Annotated in this window: 26 protein-coding genes; 12 read left to right on the forward strand and 14 right to left on the reverse strand. The window is 58.0% G+C overall.

Annotated features, from left to right (window positions below; genetic code table 11):
- Nucleotides 1-7 precede the first annotated feature (7 nt).
- The 4 genes from LW884_01660 to LW884_01675 are packed head-to-tail and all read left to right on the forward strand — an operon-like array spanning nt 8 to nt 2,691.
- On the forward strand, nt 8-319 hold the full coding sequence (locus LW884_01660) for a DNA-directed RNA polymerase subunit omega (protein ID MCE3007042.1): 312 nt from the start codon (nt 8-10) through the stop codon (nt 317-319).
- 22 nt (nt 320-341) lie between these two features.
- On the forward strand, nt 342-1,541 hold the full coding sequence (coaBC, locus tag LW884_01665; protein MCE3007043.1) for a bifunctional phosphopantothenoylcysteine decarboxylase/phosphopantothenate--cysteine ligase CoaBC: 1,200 nt from the start codon (nt 342-344) through the stop codon (nt 1,539-1,541).
- Nucleotides 1,538-2,443 (forward strand): DUF4835 family protein, encoded by a 906-nt coding sequence (locus LW884_01670; GenBank protein MCE3007044.1) that lies wholly within the window; start codon nt 1,538-1,540, stop codon nt 2,441-2,443. Before coaBC ends, LW884_01670 begins: the two co-directional genes overlap by 4 nt.
- Nucleotides 2,443-2,691, forward strand: coding sequence for a hypothetical protein (locus tag LW884_01675; GenBank protein ID MCE3007045.1), 249 nt, complete (start codon nt 2,443-2,445; stop codon nt 2,689-2,691). Before LW884_01670 ends, LW884_01675 begins: the two co-directional genes overlap by 1 nt.
- Nucleotides 2,692-2,800: 109 nt before the next feature.
- On the opposite strand, the gene LW884_01680 is transcribed toward LW884_01675, so the two are convergent.
- The 3 genes from LW884_01680 to LW884_01690 all read right to left on the reverse strand — a co-directional run bounded on the left by LW884_01680 (nt 2,801) and on the right by LW884_01690 (nt 4,223).
- The gene (locus tag LW884_01680; protein ID MCE3007046.1) at nt 2,801-3,520 is read right to left on the reverse strand and encodes a hypothetical protein; all 720 of its coding nucleotides are present in this window, start codon (nt 3,518-3,520) and stop codon (nt 2,801-2,803) included.
- Between the two features lie 133 nt (nt 3,521-3,653).
- Entirely contained in the window at nt 3,654-3,890 is a 237-nt protein-coding gene (locus LW884_01685; GenBank protein MCE3007047.1) for a hypothetical protein, read from the reverse strand.
- A 12-nt stretch (nt 3,891-3,902) separates the two neighbouring features.
- Nucleotides 3,903-4,223, reverse strand: coding sequence for a thioredoxin family protein (locus LW884_01690; protein ID MCE3007048.1), 321 nt, complete (start codon nt 4,221-4,223; stop codon nt 3,903-3,905).
- 566 nt (nt 4,224-4,789) lie between these two features.
- Between LW884_01690 and LW884_01695 the strand changes: the two genes are divergently transcribed.
- Nucleotides 4,790-5,458, forward strand: a complete 669-nt coding sequence (locus LW884_01695) for an FAD-binding oxidoreductase (GenBank protein MCE3007049.1) — start codon at nt 4,790-4,792, stop codon at nt 5,456-5,458.
- 6 nt (nt 5,459-5,464) lie between these two features.
- Here LW884_01695 and LW884_01700 read toward each other — a convergent pair whose 3' ends face one another.
- Complete coding sequence (locus tag LW884_01700; GenBank protein ID MCE3007050.1) at nt 5,465-6,046, reverse strand: thiamine phosphate synthase; 582 nt, start codon at nt 6,044-6,046, stop codon at nt 5,465-5,467.
- Between the two features lie 118 nt (nt 6,047-6,164).
- On the opposite strand from LW884_01700, the gene LW884_01705 reads away from it, so the two are divergent.
- On the forward strand, nt 6,165-6,866 hold the full coding sequence (locus LW884_01705; GenBank protein ID MCE3007051.1) for a ZIP family metal transporter: 702 nt from the start codon (nt 6,165-6,167) through the stop codon (nt 6,864-6,866).
- 66 nt (nt 6,867-6,932) lie between these two features.
- On the opposite strand, the gene LW884_01710 is transcribed toward LW884_01705, so the two are convergent.
- The 3 genes from LW884_01710 to LW884_01720 all read right to left on the reverse strand — a co-directional run bounded on the left by LW884_01710 (nt 6,933) and on the right by LW884_01720 (nt 8,357).
- Nucleotides 6,933-7,355: a transcriptional repressor gene (locus LW884_01710; GenBank protein ID MCE3007052.1), complete on the reverse strand. Its 423-nt coding sequence runs from the start codon at nt 7,353-7,355 to the stop codon at nt 6,933-6,935.
- Nucleotides 7,356-7,430: 75 nt separating this feature from the next.
- Nucleotides 7,431-7,793, reverse strand: coding sequence for a fluoride efflux transporter CrcB (gene crcB, locus LW884_01715; protein ID MCE3007053.1), 363 nt, complete (start codon nt 7,791-7,793; stop codon nt 7,431-7,433).
- A 15-nt stretch (nt 7,794-7,808) separates the two neighbouring features.
- Entirely contained in the window at nt 7,809-8,357 is a 549-nt protein-coding gene (locus LW884_01720) for a hypothetical protein (GenBank protein ID MCE3007054.1), read from the reverse strand.
- 208 nt (nt 8,358-8,565) lie between these two features.
- On the opposite strand from LW884_01720, the gene LW884_01725 reads away from it, so the two are divergent.
- Both LW884_01725 and LW884_01730 read left to right on the forward strand, forming a co-directional pair.
- Nucleotides 8,566-10,197 (forward strand): T9SS type A sorting domain-containing protein, encoded by a 1,632-nt coding sequence (locus tag LW884_01725; GenBank protein ID MCE3007055.1) that lies wholly within the window; start codon nt 8,566-8,568, stop codon nt 10,195-10,197.
- A 158-nt stretch (nt 10,198-10,355) separates the two neighbouring features.
- Nucleotides 10,356-11,990 (forward strand): T9SS type A sorting domain-containing protein, encoded by a 1,635-nt coding sequence (locus tag LW884_01730; protein MCE3007056.1) that lies wholly within the window; start codon nt 10,356-10,358, stop codon nt 11,988-11,990.
- 157 nt (nt 11,991-12,147) lie between these two features.
- Here LW884_01730 and LW884_01735 read toward each other — a convergent pair whose 3' ends face one another.
- Nucleotides 12,148-13,842, reverse strand: coding sequence for a L,D-transpeptidase family protein (locus tag LW884_01735; protein ID MCE3007057.1), 1,695 nt, complete (start codon nt 13,840-13,842; stop codon nt 12,148-12,150).
- A gap of 215 nt (nt 13,843-14,057) precedes the next feature.
- Between LW884_01735 and LW884_01740 the strand changes: the two genes are divergently transcribed.
- On the forward strand, nt 14,058-14,756 hold the full coding sequence (locus LW884_01740; GenBank protein ID MCE3007058.1) for a fatty acid desaturase: 699 nt from the start codon (nt 14,058-14,060) through the stop codon (nt 14,754-14,756).
- A gap of 29 nt (nt 14,757-14,785) precedes the next feature.
- Here the strand turns inward: LW884_01740 and asnS are convergent, their stop codons facing one another.
- The 6 genes from asnS to LW884_01770 all read right to left on the reverse strand — a co-directional run bounded on the left by asnS (nt 14,786) and on the right by LW884_01770 (nt 21,360).
- A complete protein-coding gene (gene asnS, locus LW884_01745) occupies nt 14,786-16,189 on the reverse strand; it encodes an asparagine--tRNA ligase (GenBank protein ID MCE3007059.1) in 1,404 nt (467 codons plus the stop codon).
- Nucleotides 16,190-16,296: 107 nt separating this feature from the next.
- Nucleotides 16,297-17,040: a DUF4625 domain-containing protein gene (locus tag LW884_01750; GenBank protein MCE3007060.1), complete on the reverse strand. Its 744-nt coding sequence runs from the start codon at nt 17,038-17,040 to the stop codon at nt 16,297-16,299.
- Nucleotides 17,041-17,064: 24 nt separating this feature from the next.
- Nucleotides 17,065-18,579 carry an NAD(P)/FAD-dependent oxidoreductase gene (locus tag LW884_01755; GenBank protein ID MCE3007061.1) on the reverse strand — a complete coding sequence of 505 codons (1,515 nt, stop codon included), beginning with the start codon at nt 18,577-18,579 and terminating at the stop codon, nt 17,065-17,067.
- 27 nt (nt 18,580-18,606) lie between these two features.
- The gene (locus LW884_01760) at nt 18,607-19,770 is read right to left on the reverse strand and encodes a DUF1573 domain-containing protein (GenBank protein MCE3007062.1); all 1,164 of its coding nucleotides are present in this window, start codon (nt 19,768-19,770) and stop codon (nt 18,607-18,609) included.
- 166 nt (nt 19,771-19,936) lie between these two features.
- Nucleotides 19,937-20,809, reverse strand: coding sequence for a universal stress protein (locus LW884_01765; GenBank protein ID MCE3007063.1), 873 nt, complete (start codon nt 20,807-20,809; stop codon nt 19,937-19,939).
- A gap of 23 nt (nt 20,810-20,832) precedes the next feature.
- Complete coding sequence (locus LW884_01770; protein ID MCE3007064.1) at nt 20,833-21,360, reverse strand: hypothetical protein; 528 nt, start codon at nt 21,358-21,360, stop codon at nt 20,833-20,835.
- 30 nt (nt 21,361-21,390) lie between these two features.
- Here LW884_01770 and LW884_01775 point away from each other — a divergent pair, with 30 nt between their 5' ends.
- From LW884_01775 to folE, 3 genes are all read left to right on the forward strand, one after another.
- Nucleotides 21,391-22,404 carry an ABC transporter substrate-binding protein gene (locus tag LW884_01775; GenBank protein MCE3007065.1) on the forward strand — a complete coding sequence of 338 codons (1,014 nt, stop codon included), beginning with the start codon at nt 21,391-21,393 and terminating at the stop codon, nt 22,402-22,404.
- 69 nt (nt 22,405-22,473) lie between these two features.
- Nucleotides 22,474-22,881, forward strand: coding sequence for a 6-carboxytetrahydropterin synthase (locus LW884_01780; GenBank protein MCE3007066.1), 408 nt, complete (start codon nt 22,474-22,476; stop codon nt 22,879-22,881).
- 27 nt (nt 22,882-22,908) lie between these two features.
- Nucleotides 22,909-23,574 (forward strand): GTP cyclohydrolase I FolE, encoded by a 666-nt coding sequence (folE, locus tag LW884_01785; GenBank protein ID MCE3007067.1) that lies wholly within the window; start codon nt 22,909-22,911, stop codon nt 23,572-23,574.
- The last annotated feature ends 51 nt before the right edge of the window (nt 23,575-23,625 follow it).

Raw genomic sequence — 23,625 nt, forward strand, 5'->3', positions numbered from 1 at the left:
CAACACCATGGAACTGAGTAGCGATAACAACATCCAGAGCATCAACATCCTGGACCTGACACCTGAAACCGGGAACATCTACAAGAGCGTAACCATCATTGCGCAGCGTGCCAACCAGATAGGCAGTAAGATGAAGCAGGAGCTGAATGCCAAGCTTGCCGAGTTTGGCCCCGCAGGAGACTCGCTGGAGGAAATAGTAGAAAACCGCGAGCAGATAGAGATAGCCCGCCAGTACGAGCAGCTGCCCAAGCCCACCCTGCTGGCTGTACGCGATTTCCTGAACGGAGACGTGCACTTTAGCGACCCGCTCGAGGCCTAGCTCGCCCCACCCCCCATTACCCATGCGGCTACGCAATAAGCAGATCGTACTGGGCGTGTGCGGCAGCATAGCGGCCTATAAGTCCATCTTGCTACTCCGCCTCTTGCAGCAGGAGGGTGCCCATGTGCGGGTAGCCCTTACGCCCGATGCGGAACGCTTTGTGGGTAGCCTTACCTTTGCCGCGCTCAGCCAGCAGCCAGTGTTTGGCAACCTGTGGGACACCAGCCAGAGCTGGAGCCAGCATGTGCACCTGGCACGTGAGACAGACCTGATGGTTATTGCCCCCGCCACGGCCAACACCGTGGCCAAGCTGGCCCATGGCCAGTGCGATAACGCCGTACTGGCCGTGGCCCTGAGTGCCACCTGCCCGCTGCTGGTATGCCCTGCCATGGACCACGAGATGTACCAGCACGCACAAACCCAGGCCAACCTGCGGCAGCTGGAGGCCCTGGGCTACCAGCTGGTGCAGCCCACCACGGGCTACCTGGCCTCGGGCCTGGAGGGGCAGGGCCGCCTGGCAGAGCCAGAGGCCATCCTGGAGGCAATATGCGGGCACCTGGGCCCCCAGCCCCTGCTGGGCAGGCGGGTGCTGCTAACGGCGGGACCCACCCAGGAGGCACTGGACCCCGTTCGCTACCTTACCAACCACAGCACCGGCAGAATGGGGGTAGCCCTAGCCCAGGCAGCCCAGGCCATGGGGGCAGCCGTAACCCTGGTGGCTGGCCCACTGCAGGTACCTGTGCCGCCGGATGTGGCGCATGTGCCCGTGCGTACGGCCCGCCAGATGCTGCAGGCCGTGCAGGCCCAGTATGAGCAGCAAGACATCCTGATCCTCACCGCTGCCGTGAGCGACTATGCCCCCGAAACCGTGGCGGAAGAGAAGATAAAAAAGGCCGGAGATACCCTGCAGCTCACCCTGCGCCGAAACCCGGACATCCTGGCCTGGCTGGGCGAAAACCGCAAGCCAGGCCAACTCCTGGTAGGTTTTGCCCTGGAAACCGAGCATGAGCTAGCACATGCGCAGGCCAAGCTGGAGAAGAAAAGATTGGATTGCATTGTGCTCAACAGCCTGCGCGATACGGGGGCAGGATTTGGCCACGATACGAATAAAATCACCCTCCTGGACCAAAATGGTACCGTACATCGTTATGAGCTAAAATCCAAGGCCGAGGTGGCGCGGGATATACTACAGTACCTGGTGAAGAAGATCTCATCTGTATGAGGCGAAGTGCATACATCCTGGGCCTGATAGCCTGCCTGATGGGCAGCCGCCTGGCCGCGCAGGAACTAAACTGCAGCGTGAAGGTGCAGGCCCCCACCATACAGGGCATCGATCCGCAGATCTTCCAGAACATGCAGAAGGAAATCTACGAATTTATGAACCTGCGGCAGTGGACCACGGATGAGTTCAAGCCCGAGGAGCGCATAAAATGCAACCTGAACATTGTATTTACCGGTGGGGTGGGGGGTAGCGACCGTTTTGAGGGAACGCTACAGATACAGGTCATTCGGCCCGTGCTGAACAGCGACTTCGAGACCATTACCCTCAATTTTAACGACAAGCATTTCAATATCAACTATGTGCCCTTTCAGACTGTACAGTTTTCGGACAATAGCTATGTGAATAACATTAGCTCCCTGCTTATGTTCTGGGGCTACGTGATACTGGGCATAGATTACGACACCTTTGGCCCAGAGGGGGGGACCGTATATTTTGAGAAAGCAAGAAACATCATGAACCTGGCGCTGAACAGCCGCGAAACCGGCTGGCAGGCTCAGGATGGTAACCGTACGCGTTATTGGCTGATCGAGAATCTGCTGAACAACTCCTACAAAAGTTTCCGCACCGCCTACTACGCCTACCACCGCAAGGGGCTGGACCAGATGACGCAGGATGTAAAAAAGGGACGGGCCGAGGTGCTGAATAGCCTGCAGCAGCTGGAGCGCCTGTTTGCCCAAAACCCCAATCTCTTTATTATTCGGGTATTTACAGATGCCAAGACCAATGAGCTGGTACCTATGTTCAAGCAGTCGGAGCCTGCCACCAAGCAGCAGTTTATCCGCATGATGACCCGCATGGACCCGAATAATGCCACCAAGTACGACTCTGTGCTAGAAAACTGATGGGTACCCGTGTAAGGCGCCTGCCCCAGCCCACTGCCGCACAGCTGGCCCCGCTGATGGGCGAGGCAGTATTTGTCGTAACGAAGGATGGCCTGAGCCTGCATGGATACCTGCAGAGCCTGGATGGCGATAGCCTGGTGCTGAAGGACCTCTTCCGCAATGTACAGTTTCGCAAAGGCTATGCACTGTGCCGACTCCCCCTGGCCCAGGTGCAAGAGGTTTCTCTGGACGCATACGCACCCTATTAGCCCCCATACAGGCTGTGCCGTACACCACCGCTAGCCTGTGCGCAGTAGCTAACCCTCCTGCCCATTCTGCCTTGCCCTACCTGCTCCGCGTGCTGCCGTCCTTTCTGGTTTAGGCTGCGCGGCCTACACGCTGTAGGATTCGGCGTTTGATAACTGGCATCAGTGTTTCCTGTACCGGTAGCTGCAGCTTACTTTCTGCCACAAAGGTGGCCGGGTTGGGCAGGTCCTTGTGCTCCTTTACCAGGTCCATCTTCATGTGGGTATAGCTGGTGCCCACGCTGTAGGAAAAGTTTCGGAGAAACTGCGTGTGGATACCAGTAAGGCGCTCGGATCCGTACTCGAATACGCTGACACTGTAGCGATAGGCGCTGGTTTGGCGCATGCTGCCTGTGCGGATCAGCAGATAGCCCTCCAGGTTATACATGGGCTCCAGCCCGATGGGGCTTACCTCCAGCTCTTTCTCTACCAGCTCATAGATAACCTTGCCTTCCTCAAAATGCGCCTGGAGCCGGGGTAGTGCATAGGCTACAATCTCATTGATCTCCGCCAGTACACCCCCATAGTCTGCAGTTGGCGGCGCATAGTCTACCTTGTTCTCGCCAGGCCTGAAGCCAATGATGCGTTTGGGGATAGCCTGCTCAAATTCCTCCTTCTCTTGCAGATACGCCTGCATGCTACGCACGTGCTCCACCAGCTCTGCCAGTGGCGGATACAGCTTCATCTCATCAAAATGCTGGCGCACATACTGCAGGTAGGCCAGCAGCATGTACTGCTTGTACTCGAAATCTACAAGGCCCTCTGTAAACCAGTTTGGTTTCAACTCTTTCATATGCCCTCCGGCTTTATGAATAAAAAACGTACGGAATTTGTTATTATTCTACGTTTTTTGCAAAGAAGGGTTGGGCTGTATACGCACGGAATGTAGGCGGTGCTGATGCCCCGCCCACTTATTTCCGGTATTCCTATTGGATAACGTCGCGAACGCGCTGTGTAAAGGCACGCAGTGCATCGCGTTCGGAAACGCCCCGCATCATCTCCTCCTTCACCGCTATGGCACCCAGCAGGTTTGTCAGCTGGTCGCCCTCATCCTTTCCCTCTATTGTTATCGGGGGTTTTTTTCCCTCCATCAGGGCCTGCTCGGCTAGTTTTAGCACATCGAGCGGCTCGGTAATGAGCTTTTTGATAACGGGCAGTTGCATGGCCTATGGGTGTTAGTTGTTGAGTAGGGTAGCGGCCAGGGTTTCCACAGCCTCAGCCTTGCCAGAGGCAAAGCCCTCGGTGAGTGTGCCCCCATTGAAGGCCGCGAAAAACGGCAGGTTGGTTACGCCCGCTGTCTTGCGTGCCTCCGGGCTTTCCTCGGCATCCACTTCCACAAAGTACACACCCGCATATTCGGGCTTATCTGCCAGTGCTGCGTATTTGGGGGCAATGAGCCGGCAAGAGCCGCACCAGGATGCATAGTACTTTACCACCACCTTGTCATGGTCTCTTAGCGCTTGCTGAAAAGTAGCGTCATTCAGTTTCTCAATCATGGCCTAAGAACTGTTCGCAATTAGGAATAGTTCCTATCTGCTGGTACTGCTTGCCAGTGCGCATCCTGCCACGCGCCGCATCCTTGGGGTCAGGGCGATCGAACAATATCGCTAGATTGCACAAAAGCCCATGCCCGTACCTGCCGCTATCGATCTTTCCCGCTATGGCCCCGGGTCCGAGCGGCCGTATGTAATACTGGGGGGTGGCCTGGCGGGTAGTTTTGCCGCTGCCGAGGGCGTTATGCGGGGCCACTCGATTTTGCTGATCGATCATCCCCAGCCCTACGGTGCTAGCCAGGTAGCCGCCGGGCTATACAATACCGTAACGGGGCAGCGTGCTGCCCGCACCTGGCAGGCCGACCTGCTGACCGATACCCTGTTGGCATTCTTTGCCCAGCCCTGGGCGGCCCCACTGCGGCCCTACCTGCACACCCAGTCGGTGTACCGTCCTTTTCGCACCGTGGCCGAGCTGAACGAATGGTCGGCCTTTGCGGGCGATCATCCGGCGGTGCTGCAGCTGCACCCGCCCCGCTGGCCCGGGCGCATCCGGAACGAGCTGGGGGGGCATGGAGGTACTGCGTACCGGCTGGCTGGATGTGCCCGCGCTGCTGCCCCGGCTGCATGCCCTACTGGCAGAAACCGGACGCTTTCAGCGCCTGGACTACCTCCTGCCCTACACGGCTATAGATCCCGCAGCAGGCAGCCTGCGGATAGGGGCCGAGGTGCTGCCCTATGCGGCCATTATCTTTGCCGAGGGGGTGGGCGTGCTACAAAACCCCTGGTGGCCTGGCCACCGGCAAATACAGCCCCTGAAGGGGCAGCTGCTAAGCCTGAGGATAGCAGACCTGGACCTGCCCTACACCCTGGTAAATAAACTGTACCTGGCACAGCGGGCACCCGGGCAGTTTTATCTGGGTGCCACCTACGAGCCCCGATACACGACTGTAGCCCCTACTGAGGCGGGTGCCCATGAGCTACTGGAGCAACTACGGGCACGCATCCTGCTGCCCCCCCTGCCCAGCCTGGAGCCCATGGCGCACCTGAGCGGCCTGCGCCCCACCAGCCCCGACCGCCGGCCCCTGCTGGGCAGGCACCCCCACCTGCCATTCTATTTCCTGAATGGGCTGGGCACCAAGGGGGTGCTGCAGGCACCCTGGTGTGCGCAGCAGCTATGGGCCCATCTGGCCGGCGCGGCACTGCCCGCTGCCATCGATCTGTTTCGTTTTCGCGCCTAGTGAATGCTAGTACATAAACCTGCGGATGCTAGCTACCCCCCGTGCCCCGGCGGCCAGGCATTCATCTTCGGTGGTTTCGGTGATGCCCCCCAGGGCAAACACGGGTATCTGCACCTGCGTACAAATCTCCTGTAGGCTGGCTAGCCCCACGGGCTCTGCCCGGGGGTGGCTGCGGGTGGGGAAGATGGGGCTATAGAACACGTAGTCGTACCCGTCTGCCATGGCTGCCAGCACCTCCTTCTTGCTGTGGCAGCTGCGCCCATACAGCAGGGCTCGATCTGTGGGTAGAGGGGTCTGCTCATCCGCGCTATGGTGTATGCCGTCTGCCCGTATGCCTGCGGGTAGCTCGCTGGCTGCCAGCAGGATGGGTATCTCTATAAACTGCAGGGCGGGGTACAGCTCCAGCATCAGCGCTGCCAGCTCACCCCCTGGCAGGCCCCGCTCACGTATCATCAGGGCATCGGCCCCGCGGGCACGTGCGCTTCGCGCCCACAGTAGCATGACCTGCCGGGCCTGCGACACGGGCGCGTGCGGATCCAGTATCCCTGGTGAGATGGCCAGGCGCTTGAAGGAAATGGAGCGTGACATGGGCTTGCAATCATTTTTCGGCCATAAATATGCAACACCGCTGCAAAAATGCGAACTTTACCCACCTATGGAGGGCAGCGTTACGGGGTCCAGCTTGGCTAGCGTGTTGGCGATCAGTATGATTACGTTGGCAGGCATGGTGCTGGTTTCACTTGGCCGTAGCATTTTTGAGCGTGCACATAGTTATCTGTTTGCGCTCGCCGCAGGGGCACTGGTGGCCAACGCGCTGCTGCACATGCTGCCCGAGGCCTGGCAGTATCTGCAGTCTTACAGCCTTACGGCTGGCATTTGTGTGCTGGGCTTTGTTTTTCTAGCCCTGCTGGATGTGCTGAAAACGGAGGAACGCCTGGCCCGGCTGACGCGGCAAAACTTCTTCTCGCCGGTTATTGCTTTCTTTGTTATTAGCGACAGCGTGCACAATTTTTTCGATGGGGCCATCGTAGCCCTTTCGTATATGGCCGACTGGCAGACCGGGCTGTATACCAGCCTGGCTGTGGGCCTGCACGAGATACCCCTGGAGCTGGTAGAGTGGAGCCTGATGCTGGGCATGGGTATGCGGCTACAGCGTGCCCTGTTGCTCAATCTGTTTAGCGCCCTTTTTTCTATCCTGGGGGCGGCTTTTTGCCTGGTCATCGGGCTGGAGAGTCGTACCCTGGTGTACTACCTGCTGCCCTTTGTGGCGGGTGGGTTCTTCTACCTGTCTTTTGTCAAGCTATTGCCACGGCTCAGCCTGGCAGGCCGGTGGGCCATCCCCCTCCATCTGCTAGCGCTGCTATTGGGGGTGCTGCTTATGCTGGACTGGCTTCCACATCCGGGCTGATGGGTGCTGGCTGGCCTTGCGGTGTGGTGCCACACGTCATCCGGCAGGGCTACGTCTATTGTTTGCTTACACCTCGGCCCTAAGCTGTGCGCGGGCCGCGCCAGCCTGGCTGCAGTGTGGGCATATGCCTGTTAGTAGCAGGGCCTGCTGATGCACCTCGTAGCCAGGCTTTAGGGCTATGGCGGGCACGGCCACATCCATGCAGGTAGTGGTTTGGCAGCGCTCGCACCGGAAGTGTGCGTGGGGAGCCTTGCGCTGGCTCAGGGCATATTTCAGTACGGCTGTTTCATCCATTACCCTGTGCAGGATGCCCAGCTGCTCAAACGTATTGAGCGTGCGATAGAGCGTAACCCGGTCATATGCAGGTAGGGATGCCTCCAGATCGGCATGGGTCTGGGCCTGGCTTGCACGCAGGAAGTACTGGAGCACCTCCACCCTGCACTTTGTTTGCCGCAGGGCATGCGCCCGGAGTATCTGAAGGGCTTGCATACACAAAAGTAAGCATTTCGGGCTTTTGATGCCACCGTTGTACCGCTGCATGCGGTCTGCCGGATTGTAGCCTTATCACCACCCCAGGCGGTGGCCCACTACCATCGCCCCCAGAGACAGTGCCACGCTGGCCAGTATGTATAGGCCAGCCTGCACATAGCGGCCAGCCTGCAGCAGGCCCACTGTCTCCATGCTGAACGCGCTGAAGGTGGTGAATGCGCCACAGAAGCCTACCATCAGCATGGCCTGCAGGGGCGTGGCAAGCAGCCCTTTTGCCCTGAATGCCCATAGTAGGCCAAGTAGGAGGGATCCCAGTACGTTGATGCCAAGCGTACCTAGCGGAAAGCTGGACGGCCATAACCACGCGATGGCTTGGCCCAGATAATACCGGCATAGGGTGCCCAGTGCGCCCCCCAGGCAGAGCCAAATGGCCACCATGATGGTTTGGGAAGCTTAGGCCCCGGCCAGTATCTCTTCCAGCTTACCGATTGGCAGCTTGAAGAGATCGAAGTTCGGGTGCGTTTTGCGCAGCAGGGCAAACTTCTCCACGAAGGTCTTGGCCGCCACCTTGTTGTTTTTGGGGAACTGAACCAGCTGGTCAAACCACTCCTTTACACTGGGGTGGGCATCGGCCAGGGCCAGGGTACGTGCACGGCTCACCTCAAACTCGCGCTCGCGCACAAAGTACACCACCAGCAGCGGCTTCATCAGGGCCTTTTCCTCTTCTTCAAAGTCACTCTCGGCAAAGGTCCGGATCAGCTTATGCAGGCTGCTACGGTACTGCTCGTCCTCCCAGAAAAGCGCCAGCACACTCCAGAACACATGCGGAATGTAAATGCCCCCACAGGCAGGCGCCACACCTAGCGCAAAGTCTACCTGCGCGGCTGCGTCCTTTGTTTTTTTATGTAGTTGAGAAAAAGCCTCCACTACGGCCGCCTTGTCCGTTCCTTCGCCCGCCTGGTAGTCTTTCTCTATTTTGGCTATCTCTTTTTCGAAACTCATGGGTCTATGTCGGTTACAAACTGCAAAGTAAACAAGATATGGTGTACAACACACGAGCCACGTACATTGTATGAATTAAATTTTGTGGGCGCATTTGAGATTATTTTTGGTAAATACCCCGCTATTCATTGGAAATTCTTATTTGAAAAATATATTTGCTTCCAGACCAATAAAATCACCCATGAAAGTAACTTTACAACAAGCCCTTTTGCTCCTCCTACTCCCGGTATGGGGTTTTTCTCAGCCCGACTATGGCGATATCATCTGGAAGCGCCGTTTGGGCGGATCGGGTACACCCAGCTTTGAAGCTTTTGGAGACAGGCCCACAGCGCTCACCGTATCTGGGGGGTTTACCTATGTGGCTGGCTATAGCAATAGCAACGACGGGGACTTTCCAGGCAATCGGGGTGAGGTGGATGCCTGGGTTGTGAAGCTGGCCCGAGACGGAAGCGTCCTGTGGAAATATCAGTTCGGGGGCAACGCATTCGAAACCGTGCGCGACATTACCGTAATGCCCAATGGCGATGTGGTGGTGGTAGGCGAGACCTTTAGCTCGAACCTTTTCGGCTACCGTTCTTTCACCGATGCTTTCGTACTGAGGCTAACCCCCAATGGCCAGGAGGTGTACACCAAGCTTATAAACGGCACGGGGCTTGCTGAGACCTTGAATACGTCGGCTTTCGAGTACTTTCAGGGTGTAGACACAGTAGGAACGGAATTGGTGGCCGTAGGCAGAACGAGTAATTTCTATCTTAACTCAGTGCAAGACACCTGGGATACGCTGAGCGGTTCTCTGGATGCCTGGATCCATCGCCTGGATGCTTCGGGCAACTATCGTTGGCACAATCGGGTTTTCCGGAACGATACCCTCAAGAATTTGTCACAGGTGGCAGGTGCAGGGGGCATATCGGCGATCATAAATCGATTCAATGATGTAGTGCACCTGAACCGGGGTGGCTATGTGGCAGTGGGCGATGCCGCTTTCTTTGGCGATAGCAACGTAGGCGATGCTTATCTGGCTCGTTTCGATGAGGCGGGAGACACGGTGTGGACCCGGCTTCTAGGTGGCGCGCAGGGGGATGATGGCCTTAGGATTGAGGAAACATCCGATGGGAACGTGATCGTGCTGATGGAGCGCCGCAAGCCTAAAGCCGGAAGCCTTCCGGAGCCCGACCTGTGGCTGGCCAAGATAAACACGACCACTGGTAGCACCATGTGGGAGCGCATAGTGGGGTCCAATTTTATAGACAGCCCACAGGACATTATACTTGCTGCTGATACCATCGTGGCGGTTGTGGGCTGGGAAGACGTAGATCAGGTAGACTTAGCTACCGGCTACGACGGATTTGTGGACCGGTACGATGCCCGAACAGGAGCATCCATTGGTAGCCGCAGGCTGTTTGGTACCTCTGGTAAGGATGACCGTGCCTATGCAGTGGGTTATGATGTACAGACCGATGATTATGTGATTGCCTGCACCTCCATTGGCACCAGCAGCTTTTTCCCCGAGAATAGTGGTGGAACAGACTGGTGGATTATCCGCATGGCAGGAGACAATAGTGCCTTCCAGCAGTGGGTGAGCCGCGCCGACGGGCAGCCGGGCATCGCCCATGGCGAGGAGCTGCGGGCGTGGCCCAACCCGGCCCGTGGTAGCCTGAGCCTGAACCGCACAGACCTGGACTATGTAGAGCTATACAACCTGGCAGGCATGCGCGTGCAGCGTTGGGACGGTGCCGCCCTGCCTCAGCAGCTGGACCTCTCGGGCTTAGGTGCCGGTATGTATCTGCTGAAGGCCGAAAAGGGCAGCCAGTCCTGGAACCAAAAGATAGTGATCCAATAGAGTAATGGCTTGGGTGCGTACTGTACCCAAAGCGCAGCCCCAGATCTCGGGTTAATAGTTATCGTGGTATACTCCCACAGTAAAGTGTAATTTAGATGAGGACTATCTTGCTCTAGCAAGAATTTGATAGATTACACCGGATTAAAAATAAAAAGTATATGGTTACGCTTCTACGTATTTTCTTCTTGTTTACACTTCTTTCTGGTACCGTGCTTGCACAAGGCTATGGTGATATTATCTGGAAAAAAAATCTTGGTGGTGCTGGTTTTGAAGAGCCCACAGATGTACTTACCTCGGGTGGCTGGACGTATGTGCTGGGTTTTAGCAACAGCAACTCGGGCGATTTTTCGGTGAACAATGGATCTTCAGATCTATGGTTGTACAAGCTGGATAGAGCCGGAAACAAGAGCTGGGCTTATAATTTTGGAGGTAGTGGCTTCGATTTGGGCCAAAAGCTGCTGCTGATGCCCGATGGGGGCATAGCTGTAGTGGGCCTTACCACCAGTACTAACCTGCCAGGCTTTCGCAGTGCAGTAGACGGGTTGTATATCCGGCTAAGCCCGCAGGGTAATGTGCTGCTGGACACCCTAATAAACGGTGTGGGGTTTGCCGAGCAATTTGTTGCAGCCTCTCGAGAGGATCTTTTTGGTGCAGATACCATTGGCAACACAGGTGTTGTAGTGGTGGGCCAGACTAACGGGACCTTTTTGTACGGCCCGCAAGACCCAAGTGATACCCTAAGCGGATCAGTTGATGCCCTGATCATGAAGCTCACGAATGCCGCCCAATATCAGTGGCACAATCGGGTTTTTCGGAACGACACCCTGAAGAACCTGCCGCAGGTAGCATCTCAGGGCGGTATATCGGCTATTCTTAACCGTTTCAAGGGTGTAGTGCACCTGAACCGGGGTGGCTATGTGGCAGTGGGCGATGCCGCTTTCTTTGGCGATAGCAACGTAGGCGATGCTTATCTGGTTCGTTTCAATGAGGCGGGAGACACGGTGTGGACCCGGCTTCTAGGTGGCGCGCAGGGGGATGATGGCCTTAGGATTGAGGAAACATCCGATGGGAACGTGATCGTGCTGATGGAGCGCCGCAAGCCCAAGGCCGGAAACTTTCCGGAGCCCGACCTGTGGCTGGCCAAGATAAACACGACCAGTGGTAGCACCATGTGGCAACGCATTTTGGGTACAGGCTTTGTAGAGAGTCCGCAAGACATGGTACTTGTTGCGGATACCATTGTGGCAGTAGTGGGCTGGCAGGACGTAGATGAGGCAGGCGTGGCTACCGGTTACGACGGATTTCTGGATCGGTACGATGCCCGCACGGGCGCTACTATTGGCAGCCGCAGGCTGTTCGGGGCTTCGGGTAAGGAAGATCGCGCCTATTCGGTCAGCTACGATAACCAGACCGATGACTACATCATTGCGTGCGGCTCCATTGGCACAAGTACCTTTTTCCCTGAGACTAAGGGCGAAACAGACTGGTGGATTATCCGCATGGCAGGAGACAACAGCGCCTTCCAGCAGTGGGTGAGCCGCGCCGATGGGCAGCCTGGCGTCGCCCAGGGCGAGGAGCTGCGGGCGTGGCCCAACCCGGCCCGTGGCAGTCTGAGTCTGAACCGCACAGACCTGGACTATGTAGAGCTGTACAACCTGGCAGGTATGCGCGTGCAGCGCTGGGAGGGTGCCGGGCATCGGCAGCTGGACCTCTCGGGCCTGGGTGCCGGTATGTACCTGCTGAAGGCTGCAAAAGGCAGCCAGTCTTGGAACCAAAAGATAGTGATCCAATAGATAGCCTTCCTAAAGACATGGGGCGATGGCTCCTCTGCATGAGGCCCAGGGCTTGATTCAGCCGTATTCTATTTATGGTTCCCAAAGCAATTATCCAGTGCACAGCACTGGATAATTGCTTTAAACCCACCAGGTAACTGGGCCTTTAGGGTCTTGCCTACACACCTGCCTGCCGGGCCTGCCTGTATGGCTGCTCCAGCAGCTGGCGGCGGCCTGGGTCTATCTCGTAAACATCGGGCAGAAAGTATACCTGCCCCTCCGGATCGGCCCGTGCCGTAAAGTAGTACAGGTGGATCCCAAACACCCCCGGTATCGTCCGTACATGGTTGCGCGGGCCATTCGCCCCCAGCAGGCTTTCCTTCTCTGCTGTTTGCCAGTCGGGCACCGTACTCATCAGTAGGTCTAGCACCGCCTCGGGCTGCTGCAGCCGCACACAACCACTACTCAGCGCCCGCATGGGCAGGTCGAAGGCCCATTTGTCGGGCGTATCGTGCAGGTATACCTGCCAGTTGTTCGGAAACCGAAAGAGCATTCGGCCCAAGCTGTTGGCCGCCCCTGGCCGCTGCCGGATGGAGAGGCCGCTGGTGCCAAGGCTTAGTGCCCACAGGTTATCATAGTTCAGGTAAATAGCTTGTCCGCTGGCATCCACCAGCTCCATATCCATAGCGGCTAGAAATGCCGGATTGTACCCGGCTCGGGGCAGAATGTCTTGGTATATCAGGGCCGTGGGTACAGTCCAGTAGGGGTTGAACACTACCTCATTCAGGCGCGAAGAGATAAAAGGCGTTCGGCGCTTTTTCTTTCCCACAATGGTGCGCATCTCCAGCACCGGTTCTCCCGCCTGGTAGGCTATCAGCTTGTATTCCGGGATGTTAACCCAGAGATAGTTGGGCCCCCAGTCTGCGGGTACCCAGCGCCAGCGCTCCAGGTTTAGCCGCATCTGGGCAATACGCTCTTCCAGCGGCACATTCATGGCTTGCTGGGTAGCCTGCGTCAGCTGGCTATCGGGTGCCAGGCCATGCTGCTGCTGGAACTGTGCTACGGCCCGGGCCAGATCGGTTTCATACCATTCGGGCATGTCTTGCTTTGTGCTGGCTAGCAGTCCCTCGGCCTGCAGGCGTGCGCGCACCATGGGCACATACACATGCGTATCTCCGGGCTGTATCTCCTTCATGGCTGGCACTTTGGGCCAGTCGCCCATTTTATCTCGCAGGGACAGGTAGCGCAGGGTAGCGCGCTTCAGGTAGCGGTAGTGAACATGGCCCGGCTCCAGGCTGGTTAGGTAGGCCTCCAGGTCGGCACCCCGGTATAGTTCATTCAGTGCCACCATGGGATCGAGCTGCTGCCCGGCATGGCCCCCAATGCCCCAGTACGGCCGTGTGGCCGTACTGTCCAGCTTGCCGTAGTGCAGGTGCGACTGATACAGGCAGAATGCATCGGTGAGCAAAAACTCCGCACGTATGCTGGTGTACCCATCGGAACGCCTGCCCAGGCTGTCTACCAGTTTTTGCAGGGTGCTATAGTGGTAGTCTCGGGGCATCAGGCCCACAGCATCGGCCTGGCGTATGCGCTCGTATAATATTTGGCCACGCGCGTTCAGCCCCCCCGGGCCTATCCACATCAGCGGGTTGCCCGATTCGTAGTAGTCTCTCACCCGTTCTTGGGCATATAGCGGCTCCACCAGTTCGGCCTGCATGCTGCTATCGCCCAGTTCCAGGAAATACGCAAACGACTTCTGTAGTGCGCGCTCATATTCCGCTTCTTGTATCAGCTGGCCTATCTGCAGGTGTTTGCCCTCGGGGGTGGGTATCCTTAGCCAAAGGATGCACAGGAGGATCAACCCCGACAGCACGGCCACAAATAGCAGTTGGTAGTGCCAACTCCTCCGTTTGGTCAGACCCCGCCCAAAAACTGCAGGCAGCGGTACAGAAGGTATGTTGTTCGTCGAATTCATGTTTGTGGTTGTCAGTTACTTTTAACGTAATCGTCTATTCCATCGTTCTACACACTTGCCATTAGGCCTTGGCCAGGTCGTGTGTTGTACCTTGGATATACATATACAGGGTAATGGCGCACAACAAGTATGCCGGTTTCTCCTTAGCTTGCCGAATGATGGGTCTTGTTATTGCAGTTGTTATACTGTGTACGTGGGGGCTTTCAGTCGCGTTTGGTCTTTCTGTAGCGCACAATTGGGCTTCGCCCCTCAGCTGGCTGTGGGTGGCTGTGCAGACCCACCTATATACGGGCTTGTTTATCACCGCCCACGATGCGATGCACGGAACGGTGCACCCCCGCGCTCAGGTAAATAGGCTTGTGGGCTGGCTTGCGGCCGGGCTTTTTGCTTACAACTATTATCCCTTGCTCATCCGGAAGCATCATCAGCACCACAGGTTTGTGGCCACCGCTGCCGACCCCGATTTTCATACCGGCAGCTTCCTCCGTTGGTACCTAAGCTTTTTGCGGCAGTACATCCGCTGGCCCCAGCTCCTGCTCATGGCCCTTACCTTCAATGTATTGAAGTATTTCTTTCCACTAGAGAACGTGCTGCTGTTCTGGATGCTGCCTGCGGTGCTATCTACCTTTCAGCTCTTTGTTTTTGGCACTTGGCTGCCCCATCGCGGCACCCCTGCCAATGCACATCATGCCCGCAGCCAGCGCAAGAATCACCTCTGGGCCTTTGTCAGCTGCTACTTCTTTGGCTACCACTACGAGCACCACCACCACCCGGGTACACCCTGGTGGCGCCTGTGGGCCTACAAGGCCTGATGCGGGCAGCGACCAGGATGGTGCCGTGCCTAAAAGTTTGCGTTATCCGGCGTGCGCGGAAAGGGGATCACGTCTCGGATGTTGCTCATCCCCGTTATAAACATCATGAGTCGCTCCAGCCCTAGCCCAAAGCCGGCGTGCGGCACTGTGCCAAAGCGGCGGGTATCCAGGTACCACCAGTAGTTTTCTTCGGGCAGGCCCATCTCCTGGATGCGCTGCTGTAGCACTTCCAGGCGCTCTTCGCGCTGGCTACCGCCTATTATCTCGCCAATACCCGGGAACAGAATGTCCATGGCAGCTACTGTGTTGTTATCCTCATTCAGGCGCATATAGAAGGCCTTGATGCCTTTGGGATAGGCCGACACGATGACCGGACGCCCAAAGTGCTCCTCCACCAGGTAGCGTTCATGTTCGCTTTGCAGGTCGCTACCCCAGCGTACGGCGTACTCGAAGCTGCGCCCCGACTCTTCCAGTATCTGGATGGCCTCGGTATAGCTGATGCGGATAAAGTCTTGCTCCAGCACGGCCTGCAGCTTGGCTGTTAGTCCAGGCTCATACTGCCCTTCCAGAAAGCCCAGGTCGTCTGCCCGATGGGTGAGTACAAACTGGATGCAGTATTTCAGGAAGTCCTCGGCCAGCTGCTGGTTGGCCGCCAGGTCATAGAACGCCATCTCTGGCTCTATCATCCAGAACTCGGCCAGGTGCCGGGTGGTATTGCTATTTTCGGCCCGAAAGGTAGGGCCAAAGGTATATACCTCGCCCAGGCCCAGGGCTCCCAGCTCAGCATTCAGCTGGCCGCTTACCGTTAGCCGTGCGTGTGTGCCAAAAAAATCCTGTGCAAAATCTACTCCGCCGGTCTCGGCCAGCGGTGCAGCCCCTGGCGGCAGGGTAGTAACGGTGAACATCTCGCCTGCGCCCTCGGTGTCGCTGGCGGTAATAATGGGGGTATGCAGGTACACAAAGCCTCGCTCGTGGAAAAACTGATGGATGGCGAAGCTGACGGCATGGCGTAGGCGAAACACTGCCCCAAACGTATTGGTACGACTACGCAGGTGGCCAATCTCGCGAAGGAACTCCAGGCTGTGCGCCTTCTTTTGCAGCGGGTAGGTCTCTTGGTCTGCCACGCCCAGCACCTGTATCTGGCGCACCTGTAGCTCCACGGCCTGTTCCTTGCCCTGGCTCTGCACTAGCACCCCCTCCATGCGCACAGATGCACCTGTGGCTACGTCTTTCAGCACTACTTCGGGGAAGAGCCCATTGTCTATCACCACCTGCAGGTTGCCCAGGCAGCTGCCATCATTCAGCTCGCAAAAGCTGAATTTCTTGCCTGCCCGGCGCGTCTTTACCCAGCCACAGGCCACTACCTCTCGGTCAAACTCGGTGGTGGCCAGTAGGTCTTTGATCCTGGTTCGTAGGGTGCGCGTGGTAAGCATATGCATAGTGCGATGATAAGATAAAAATGCGGCTACAAAAATAGCGTTACAGGCCCCGAAAAGCTAGGCTTTTTCGGGTTTTTCCGCCAGCTATCGGCCAGAAGCTGCTACTGAATGCGCACAGGAATTTCCACCCTGCGCTCGTTTAGTTCACGGTCAAAGGCTAGGAAGGTGAGGCGGTAGATGCCCCCGGGGGCCGTTCCGGGTACGTTCAGGTTTCGGCTGAAGGTGTAGGTGCTGCCAGAAAGGGTCTCATTCAGCAGTTCGATGGAGGGGGTTCCGGTCGCGCCGATCAGCAGCACCTGCAGGAAGGCGAGGGTGCCCTTGCCATCGTCCACGGTACCCGCCACTGGGATCGTTCCGCCTGGAGGGCTAGCCAGGGTGTCCGTCAGGCTGCCAGGTGTGGTAAGGCTAAGGCTAGGGGCATTCAGGTCTGCATCGTTCTCTATGCGTAGCAGCAGGGTGGCGGTGGCTACCTTGCCATCTGTGTCGGTTACCCGTACCTCCAGGCTGTAGTTGCCCGCCACGGCATTGCTGGGTATTACCAGGTCGGCCGTATCTCGCGCCTGGGTGCCACTCAGGGGTAGGGTGGCACTGCCGTTCCAGCCGACAAAGCCCTCCGGCAGAGCCTGGTATCCCCAGCTCTGCAGTCCTTGCCCATCGCTCGCCTCTACCACCAGCCTTAGGGTTTGTTCTGCAGCCAGGGTCTTACGTTCTGTCGGGTTGCTCGGCGCGATCAGGCTGAGGCTGGGGCCCCCTTCCGCAGGGTCGTTGTCGTCGCTCCGGTTGCAGGCCGGCATACTCAGCCCGGTGCACAGGCACAGCAGGTAGATGAGCAAGTTTTTTTTCATACACTCGAAAATACCACTTTTGTCTTAAATAGTTTCCTCCAGGATGCGGCGGGCCGCGATAATTCCACCCAGCACCACCCCGGGTATGCCTTGGCCGGGGTACACGGTGTCTCCGCACAGGTATAGGCCTGGCAGTGGGGTAGTGCAGCCCTGCCAGGCCAGCAGGCTGCGGTCCATGCGCTGGGGCAGGCCGCCCACGGTGCCTTGGTGGCGGTAGGTCCATTTTTCCCAGCTAAGGGGGCTACTCGCCGTCTGCTGCACCACACATGCCTCGGCCAGGCCGGGCAGGGTGCTGCGCAGGGCCTGCAGGATGGCGTTGCACAGTTCAGTTTTTCGCGCCTGGTAGGTGGCGGGGTCTAGCCCCTGCCAGTCGGCAGCCCGGGTGTGGGTGCTTAGGGCAATAACGCGCTGCCCCTCGGGTGCCCGCTCCAGGTCTCCCCGCATGCTTAGGCTGGCAAACAGGGTATGGCTGCCGGTATGGGGCAGGGGTTCGGCCAAGATCAGCTGGTGGTGCAGGGCCAGGTCTGCGGGCAGTTTGTCTTCCACCACCAGGCCCAGAGTATAGGCTGCCCAATAGTGCGGCTCGCTGGCGGCTAGCGCTGCCGCCCAGCCTCGGTGCGCCTCGGGTAGCAGGCTGGGGAGGTTCCAGATGGGTAGGCTGCTGAGTATGCGGCGTGCCTGCAGCACCTGGTGCCGCCCCCCCACGCCACGAGTATGCAGCTGCCAGTGGCCTTGCCTGGGTGCTATGGCTACCACCTGCTGCCGCAGCTGCACCTGCCCCTGCCGGTGCGCCAGGTAGCCCACTAGCTGCTGTGCCAGCTTCCACATGCCGCCCGGAACATAGTAGTTGGGCGACTGGGTGTAGCACAGCGCCGGGGCGGCAAACAGCAGGGGTACACCTGTGGCAGGGCTCTGGGCTGTTATCAGTAGCTGGGCATCCACATAGCGCCTAAACTGGGCACTCAGCCCCAGGCGGTGCAGCTGCTGTGCGGTGGAAACGAAGGCCCAACGCAGCCTGGGCAGGTTGCGCGGGTCATTCTGCTGCAGCAGCTGCACATAGTCGCCCAGTGCCTGGGGCGGAAAGCGCAGGTTGCGCCCAGATGCCTGCCACACCAGCTCATCCAGCGCCCACAGGTGGCTCCACAGCTTGCGCTGTTTCTCCGCCTGCCCATATACCTGTATCAGTGCGTGCAGTGCCTGCTCGCGGTCTGTGTAGCGGTGTATGGGGGTAGCTCCGTGCCACACCGTCATGGGTAGCTGTAGCGGCACCACGGGGGGCTGTAGCCCCAGCTGCCTGTATAGTATGCCCAGGGGCTGGTGGGGTTCCAGGCCCATCAGGGTGGTGGCCCCGGCCTCGAACACATAGCCCCGGCGCGGGTAGCTGCCTGCGCAGCCACCGGCCAGCCAGTTGGCCTCCAGTACCTGCACCCGCTGCCCCGCCTGTGCCAGCAGTGCTGCGGCACTTAGCCCAGCCATGCCTGCCCCTATGATGGCCACGTCTGTCATCGCATTGGGTAGGAGAGTATGGAGAATAGCCAAGTCGGGCGCTAGGCCTTGCGCCGCAGGCTAGGGGCTGGTAGGGCTTACGGGCGTGCCGCTGGGCGCGCTAAATGGGTCGGACTTGATGTTGCACTTGATGTGCAGGATGACGGTGTCATTCTGCGGGTCGTTGGTGCGTACGGCCACCGTTTTGTGCTGGGGGCCTTTTTTGCCTGCCGAGTTGAACACCACGTCAATCTTTCCGGTGCCGCCGGGGGGTACAGCATCCTTGGTCCAGCTGGGGGTGGTGCAGCCACAGCTGGCTTTTACACTCACCAGCTGCAGGGGCTGCTTGCCCAGGTTGCCAAACTCGAAGCTGTGCTCCAGCTTGTCGCCCTCCAGGATGTCTCCACCGTCAAAGGTAAGCTCATTGAAGGTAATGCGGGGTAGCTCGGCCAGCTCGGCCTCTGTGAATATGCGCTTGTAGGTGCCATTCAGTTCGATGGTCTTCAGGGGGCGGTCGGTGTCATTTGTCTCAAAGGTGAGCACGCTGTTGAAGCTCATGTTGTGCTCCAGGCCGCTTTCCGCTGCTTTTTTCATATCCATGCGTATGGTGCCGGTGGTTTCTTCGCCGGGCTTCAGTACGGCCTTGGCCCAGCTGAGTACATAGATGGGCTCTGTGTCTTTTAGCTGCTTCAGCTGTAGGGGCTGGCTGCCCTGGTTGCGTACTTTGAAGTCGAACGCGTAGGTCTGGTCGCTATTCACCACGCCTGCCATCAGCTGCTTCTTCTCCAGCTGCAGGTTGCCCTGCACTTCCTCATAGGTAGTGGCGGGGGCCTGTGCTGGCAGCTCGGCATCGGCCTTGGCCTTGGTTACGTCTCCCTTTATGGCCAGGATGATGGGGCGGGCTCCGGCCGTAGTGTCGTAGGTTACGGTTATGCTCTTGTTGAAGGGGCCGGGCCGATTTTTACTATCGTAGGTTACCTCTATGCGGCCCCGCTCGCCGGGCTTTACGGGTTCGCGGGTCCAGCTGGGGGTGGTGCAGCCGCAGCTGGCCTTTACCGAGTGTAGCCGTACCTCTGCCTGCCCAGTGTTGGAAAACTGGAATACATGCGTAGCCTTGGCCCCCTCCTCCAGGGTGCCAAAGTCGTGGGTCATTTGGTCAAACTGGATCTGCGCCTGCGCCTGCAGGCCGCCAATGCCAATGAAAGCTAAGAGGAAGAGCGCTATTCTGATTAGGTGTACGTTCATATCATGGTTTTTTTGATACAGCAAAGATACGTGCTTTTGGTGTTGGATCTGGGCCCGCGGTGGCACCCCTGCACGGGTACGCCGGTACCGCCCGCCCGCATCCACCCCTCTAACGAGGCCGAGCCCAACAAAATTTCCGAACGCGAGCCATAAAAAACACTACCGCCTAGTCAGCCGTAATTTGTGCCAGCTCCTCTACTTTGAAGATCAGCACGGGCATGGGGGTGTGCTCAATTACTTCTTTGGTTACACTGCCGTTCATCATCAGGCTAAAGCCCGAGCGTGCATGGGTGGCCATCACAATGGCATCGCACTGGTGGTCTTCGGCACAGTGCACGATGCCCTGCGCAATGCTGCGGGCATTGTAGCTGTATATGCCCACTAGCTGCTCCTCCAGGTGCTGGGCAAATGCCGGGCCATTGTCTGCGGCCATGTCTTTCATCTCCTGGGCATGCTCTCGGAAGTCACGCTCGGGCAGCCAGTCGGAACCTGTGTTAATACGCACCACCACAATGCGGGCCTTCAGCTTTCGGGCATAGGGGAGCAGAGAAAACAGGGCTTTGGTGCTTTCGGGGGCAAAGTCGGTAGTGAAAAGCAGGGTGTTGAGCTTGGGCAAATGCCCCTCTGTGAGCACCAGTATGGGTACATCGCACAGGCGTACCAGTTTGCTCAGGGTGCTGCCCATCACATACTCTGCGGCCCCCCGGCGAAACCGATGAGCGGTAAAGATCAGATCGTAGCGCCCGTGGTTGGCCATTTTGGCAATGGCTTTGGCCGGGTTGCGGGTTTTGGGGATCAGCACGCTCTCTGTCTGGCAGTTTTCCAGCTGTATGCGGTGCCCCTCTGCCTCCAGCGCCTCGGATATAGGGAGGGGGGCCTGCACGGCCTCGGGCTGTGGGCCGGGGCGGACACTGCTATTTGTAGCAGCATGCACCAGCGTTACCCGCACAGGCACCGCCTGGCCCAGCTGGGCTATCAGGCTATAGATTACCTGGTTTGCCGGCGAAAAATCAATCGGTACCAGTATGGATAGTTGCATCCGGAAATATCAAATACATTTTGCTATTTAGCAAGCTTGCGAAAATTGGGCTGATCTCCGGCATACTTGGCACGATGACTCCAGGCCAGCTTGCCCCGGAAGAACAGAAAGGTACCACTCAGCTGCATAATGTGCCGGTGGCCCTTCGTGATGTTACGGTAGCCCTTTAGGCCCAGCCATATTCCTTTCAGGATCATAAGGGGGTTAAGTAGCTGTAGGCCACCCAGCCTCCGGATGCCGAACAGGCGATACAGCTCCAGCTCAGGGTCGGAGATGTGCATAGCCCCCGGGTAGTGGTGGGCAAAGAAGGCCTCGCCCCGCTCGGGTGTGTCGTGGTGCACAAAAATGATGTCCGGAAATCGAGGGTTCTCCTGTTTCAGCCGCTGCAGCTCATCCACCTGGCCTTTGCAGAACATGCAGCCCAAGTGTCGCAAAAAATGCAGAATCAGAATATCTTTGGAGGCAATCAGTTCGGGCAGCGTATCCTTCGGTAGCCGCTTTCCGGCCAGCGTGGTTGCGTGGTGTTGTATAGCTTCGATGGAAGGCTCCATAGTGGGCCAAGTTAAAGATAATCCTGCAAGATGTTTGGTTTTCGCCTCTTCCCATGTTGCCGTTCGTCATTTTTTGGCTTTCCCGGGTATGTCCGCCCGTTTGCGGTTTCGCTACTGCTGTTGGGCTGCGAGCACCCCAACCGGCAGCTGGTGGCCGAGGCCCCGCTGATAAGCACCACCTATCAGGACGATACGCGGCAGGCATTTCGCTTCTTTGAGCCACCCGGGCGCCTGGTGCTGCTTTCGCCCAGCCTGGTAGATCTTGTGCAGGCCCTGGGTGGGGCCGACCGGATTGTGGCTGTATCGGATCGTTCGCTGGATTTTGCACAGCAGCATCACCTGCCAGCCCTTACCAGTTATCCCGACTCGGCCTTTGACTGGCAGGGACTGAAGAGCCTGGTACCCAGCCTGGTGATCGCCACAGATGACCAGTATGAGGGGGTGCCCTACTGGCGCGAGCAGGCCGCCCAGCAGGGTATTCCCTGGTTTTACCTGAAGATGGGTAGCCTGAGCAAGGTTTTTGCACACATAGAAACCCTGGGCCGGCTGGTGGGGAAGCCCGCAGAGGCTACAGACCTGGCCCAGCGCATGCGCGGCTTTACCCAGGCCATGCGTGGCCAGTGGGCTGGCAAGCGAAAGCCCCGGGCCGTGCTGCTGATAAACCAGCAGCCGCTGGTGGCACTGGGTGCCGAGCACTACCTGACCGATATGGTGGAGGCAGCAGGTGCCGAGCTGCCCCTGGCACGGGCGGGAGAACGCTATGTAACCCTGACCGATAGCCAGCTAGTGGCAGCCCAGCCCGATATCCTGTTTATGGTAACGGCAGACCCCGGCTACTTCAATGCCCTGCTGCGGCTATACCCCAGCCTCATACACCTGCCTGCCGTGGTGCAAAAGCGCCTGATAGCCCTGCCTCCATCCGACTATCTGCACCCCGGAACAAATATCCCCGCCCTGCTGATCAACCTGGCAGGCGTTGCCTGGCCCGAGGTGCAACTAAACGACCTGTACCATCGTTTCTTTGGCCAACCTACCGCGCGCTAAACCGGTAAAGTAAGGGGGGTAGGGAATTTTTTGTCATCCGCCCCTTGTTGCCTACCCGAGCCTACTATCATGGTATATGTAACCAGGCGTGTACACTTCAACGCCGCACACCGCATGCACAACCCCGCCTGGGATGCCGACACCAATGCAGCCACCTTTGGCCCCTGCAATAATGCCAACTGGCATGGCCATAACTATGAGCTGGAGGTAACCGTAGCCGGCACCCCAGACCCGGATACGGGCTATGTGCTGGACCTGGCCCGCCTGAACCGCATTGTTCAAACCTGTATATTGGACAAGGTAGACCACAAGAACCTGAACCTGGATGTAGACTTTATGCGCGATGTGATCCCCAGCACCGAGCACTTTGCCATCCGCATCTGGCAGCAGCTGGAGCCCCAGCTGCGCCCGCATCGCCTGCACGCCATCCGGCTATACGAGACAGCCCGAAACTATGTAGAGTACCGGGGCGAATAGTAACCCATTCCCTTTTCAACGCCTGCTATGGACATAAAAACACTGGAAGAGATGATGGCCCGGGGCGAAAGCCACGCCGGAAACCTGAATACACCCATCCGACAGGATGCTTTTGAGCTAACGAACGAAGAGAAGATAGAGCTGATAGCCAAGAACTTCCGCCAGATCATGCTAACCCTGGGGCTAGACCTGGAAGACGACAGCCTGAAGGGCACCCCCATGCGTGTGGCAAAAATGTATGTGGAAGAAATCTTCAGCGGACTAAACCCTGCCAACCTGCCGAAGGCCACCCTCTTCGAGAACAAGTATGACTACCGCCAGATGCTGGTAGAGAAGAACATAACCGTGCACAGCATGTGCGAGCACCACTTTGTGCCCATAGTAGGGTATGCGCATGTGGCGTACATCAGCAGCGGGCAGGTAATTGGCCTCAGCAAGATAAACCGCATTGTGCGGCACTTTGGCCGCAGGCCCCAGGTGCAGGAGCGCCTGACCCGCGAGATAGCAAACCACCTGCGCCAGGTGCTGAACACGGAGGATGTGGCCGTGGTGATAGACGCAAAGCACTACTGCGTGGCCATGCGCGGCATAGAGGACCAGGCCAGCACCACCATTACCGCCGAGTACACGGGGGCTTTTCAAGACCCGGACCGTAAGCGGGAGTTTCTCCAGCATATTGCCCATACCGCCTAGGCCTGTTTTTGCTGCCCAGGCTGGGCATACTTGCTTCGGGCTCATGCGCCT

It is taken from the genome of Bacteroidota bacterium, assembly GCA_021300195.1.
Lineage (GTDB): Bacteria > Bacteroidota > Bacteroidia > J057 > JAJTIE01 > JAJTIE01.

Coding starts and splice junctions, on each gene's coding strand:
- LW884_01660 (MCE3007042.1), top strand. CDS start 8: ATGGAACTGAGTAGCGATAACAACATCCAGAGCATCAACATCCTGGAC.
- coaBC (MCE3007043.1), top strand. CDS start 342: ATGCGGCTACGCAATAAGCAGATCGTACTGGGCGTGTGCGGCAGCATA.
- LW884_01670 (MCE3007044.1), top strand. CDS start 1,538: ATGAGGCGAAGTGCATACATCCTGGGCCTGATAGCCTGCCTGATGGGC.
- LW884_01675 (MCE3007045.1), top strand. CDS start 2,443: ATGGGTACCCGTGTAAGGCGCCTGCCCCAGCCCACTGCCGCACAGCTG.
- LW884_01680 (MCE3007046.1), bottom strand. CDS start 3,520: ATGAAAGAGTTGAAACCAAACTGGTTTACAGAGGGCCTTGTAGATTTC.
- LW884_01685 (MCE3007047.1), bottom strand. CDS start 3,890: ATGCAACTGCCCGTTATCAAAAAGCTCATTACCGAGCCGCTCGATGTG.
- LW884_01690 (MCE3007048.1), bottom strand. CDS start 4,223: ATGATTGAGAAACTGAATGACGCTACTTTTCAGCAAGCGCTAAGAGAC.
- LW884_01695 (MCE3007049.1), top strand. CDS start 4,790: ATGGAGGTACTGCGTACCGGCTGGCTGGATGTGCCCGCGCTGCTGCCC.
- LW884_01700 (MCE3007050.1), bottom strand. CDS start 6,046: ATGTCACGCTCCATTTCCTTCAAGCGCCTGGCCATCTCACCAGGGATA.
- LW884_01705 (MCE3007051.1), top strand. CDS start 6,165: ATGATTACGTTGGCAGGCATGGTGCTGGTTTCACTTGGCCGTAGCATT.
- LW884_01710 (MCE3007052.1), bottom strand. CDS start 7,355: ATGCAAGCCCTTCAGATACTCCGGGCGCATGCCCTGCGGCAAACAAAG.
- crcB (MCE3007053.1), bottom strand. CDS start 7,793: ATGGTGGCCATTTGGCTCTGCCTGGGGGGCGCACTGGGCACCCTATGC.
- LW884_01720 (MCE3007054.1), bottom strand. CDS start 8,357: ATGAGTTTCGAAAAAGAGATAGCCAAAATAGAGAAAGACTACCAGGCG.
- LW884_01730 (MCE3007056.1), top strand. CDS start 10,356: ATGGTTACGCTTCTACGTATTTTCTTCTTGTTTACACTTCTTTCTGGT.
- LW884_01740 (MCE3007058.1), top strand. CDS start 14,058: ATGGCGCACAACAAGTATGCCGGTTTCTCCTTAGCTTGCCGAATGATG.
- asnS (MCE3007059.1), bottom strand. CDS start 16,189: ATGCTTACCACGCGCACCCTACGAACCAGGATCAAAGACCTACTGGCC.
- LW884_01750 (MCE3007060.1), bottom strand. CDS start 17,040: ATGAAAAAAAACTTGCTCATCTACCTGCTGTGCCTGTGCACCGGGCTG.
- LW884_01760 (MCE3007062.1), bottom strand. CDS start 19,770: ATGAACGTACACCTAATCAGAATAGCGCTCTTCCTCTTAGCTTTCATT.
- LW884_01765 (MCE3007063.1), bottom strand. CDS start 20,809: ATGCAACTATCCATACTGGTACCGATTGATTTTTCGCCGGCAAACCAG.
- LW884_01770 (MCE3007064.1), bottom strand. CDS start 21,360: ATGGAGCCTTCCATCGAAGCTATACAACACCACGCAACCACGCTGGCC.
- LW884_01775 (MCE3007065.1), top strand. CDS start 21,391: ATGTTTGGTTTTCGCCTCTTCCCATGTTGCCGTTCGTCATTTTTTGGC.
- LW884_01780 (MCE3007066.1), top strand. CDS start 22,474: ATGGTATATGTAACCAGGCGTGTACACTTCAACGCCGCACACCGCATG.
- folE (MCE3007067.1), top strand. CDS start 22,909: ATGGACATAAAAACACTGGAAGAGATGATGGCCCGGGGCGAAAGCCAC.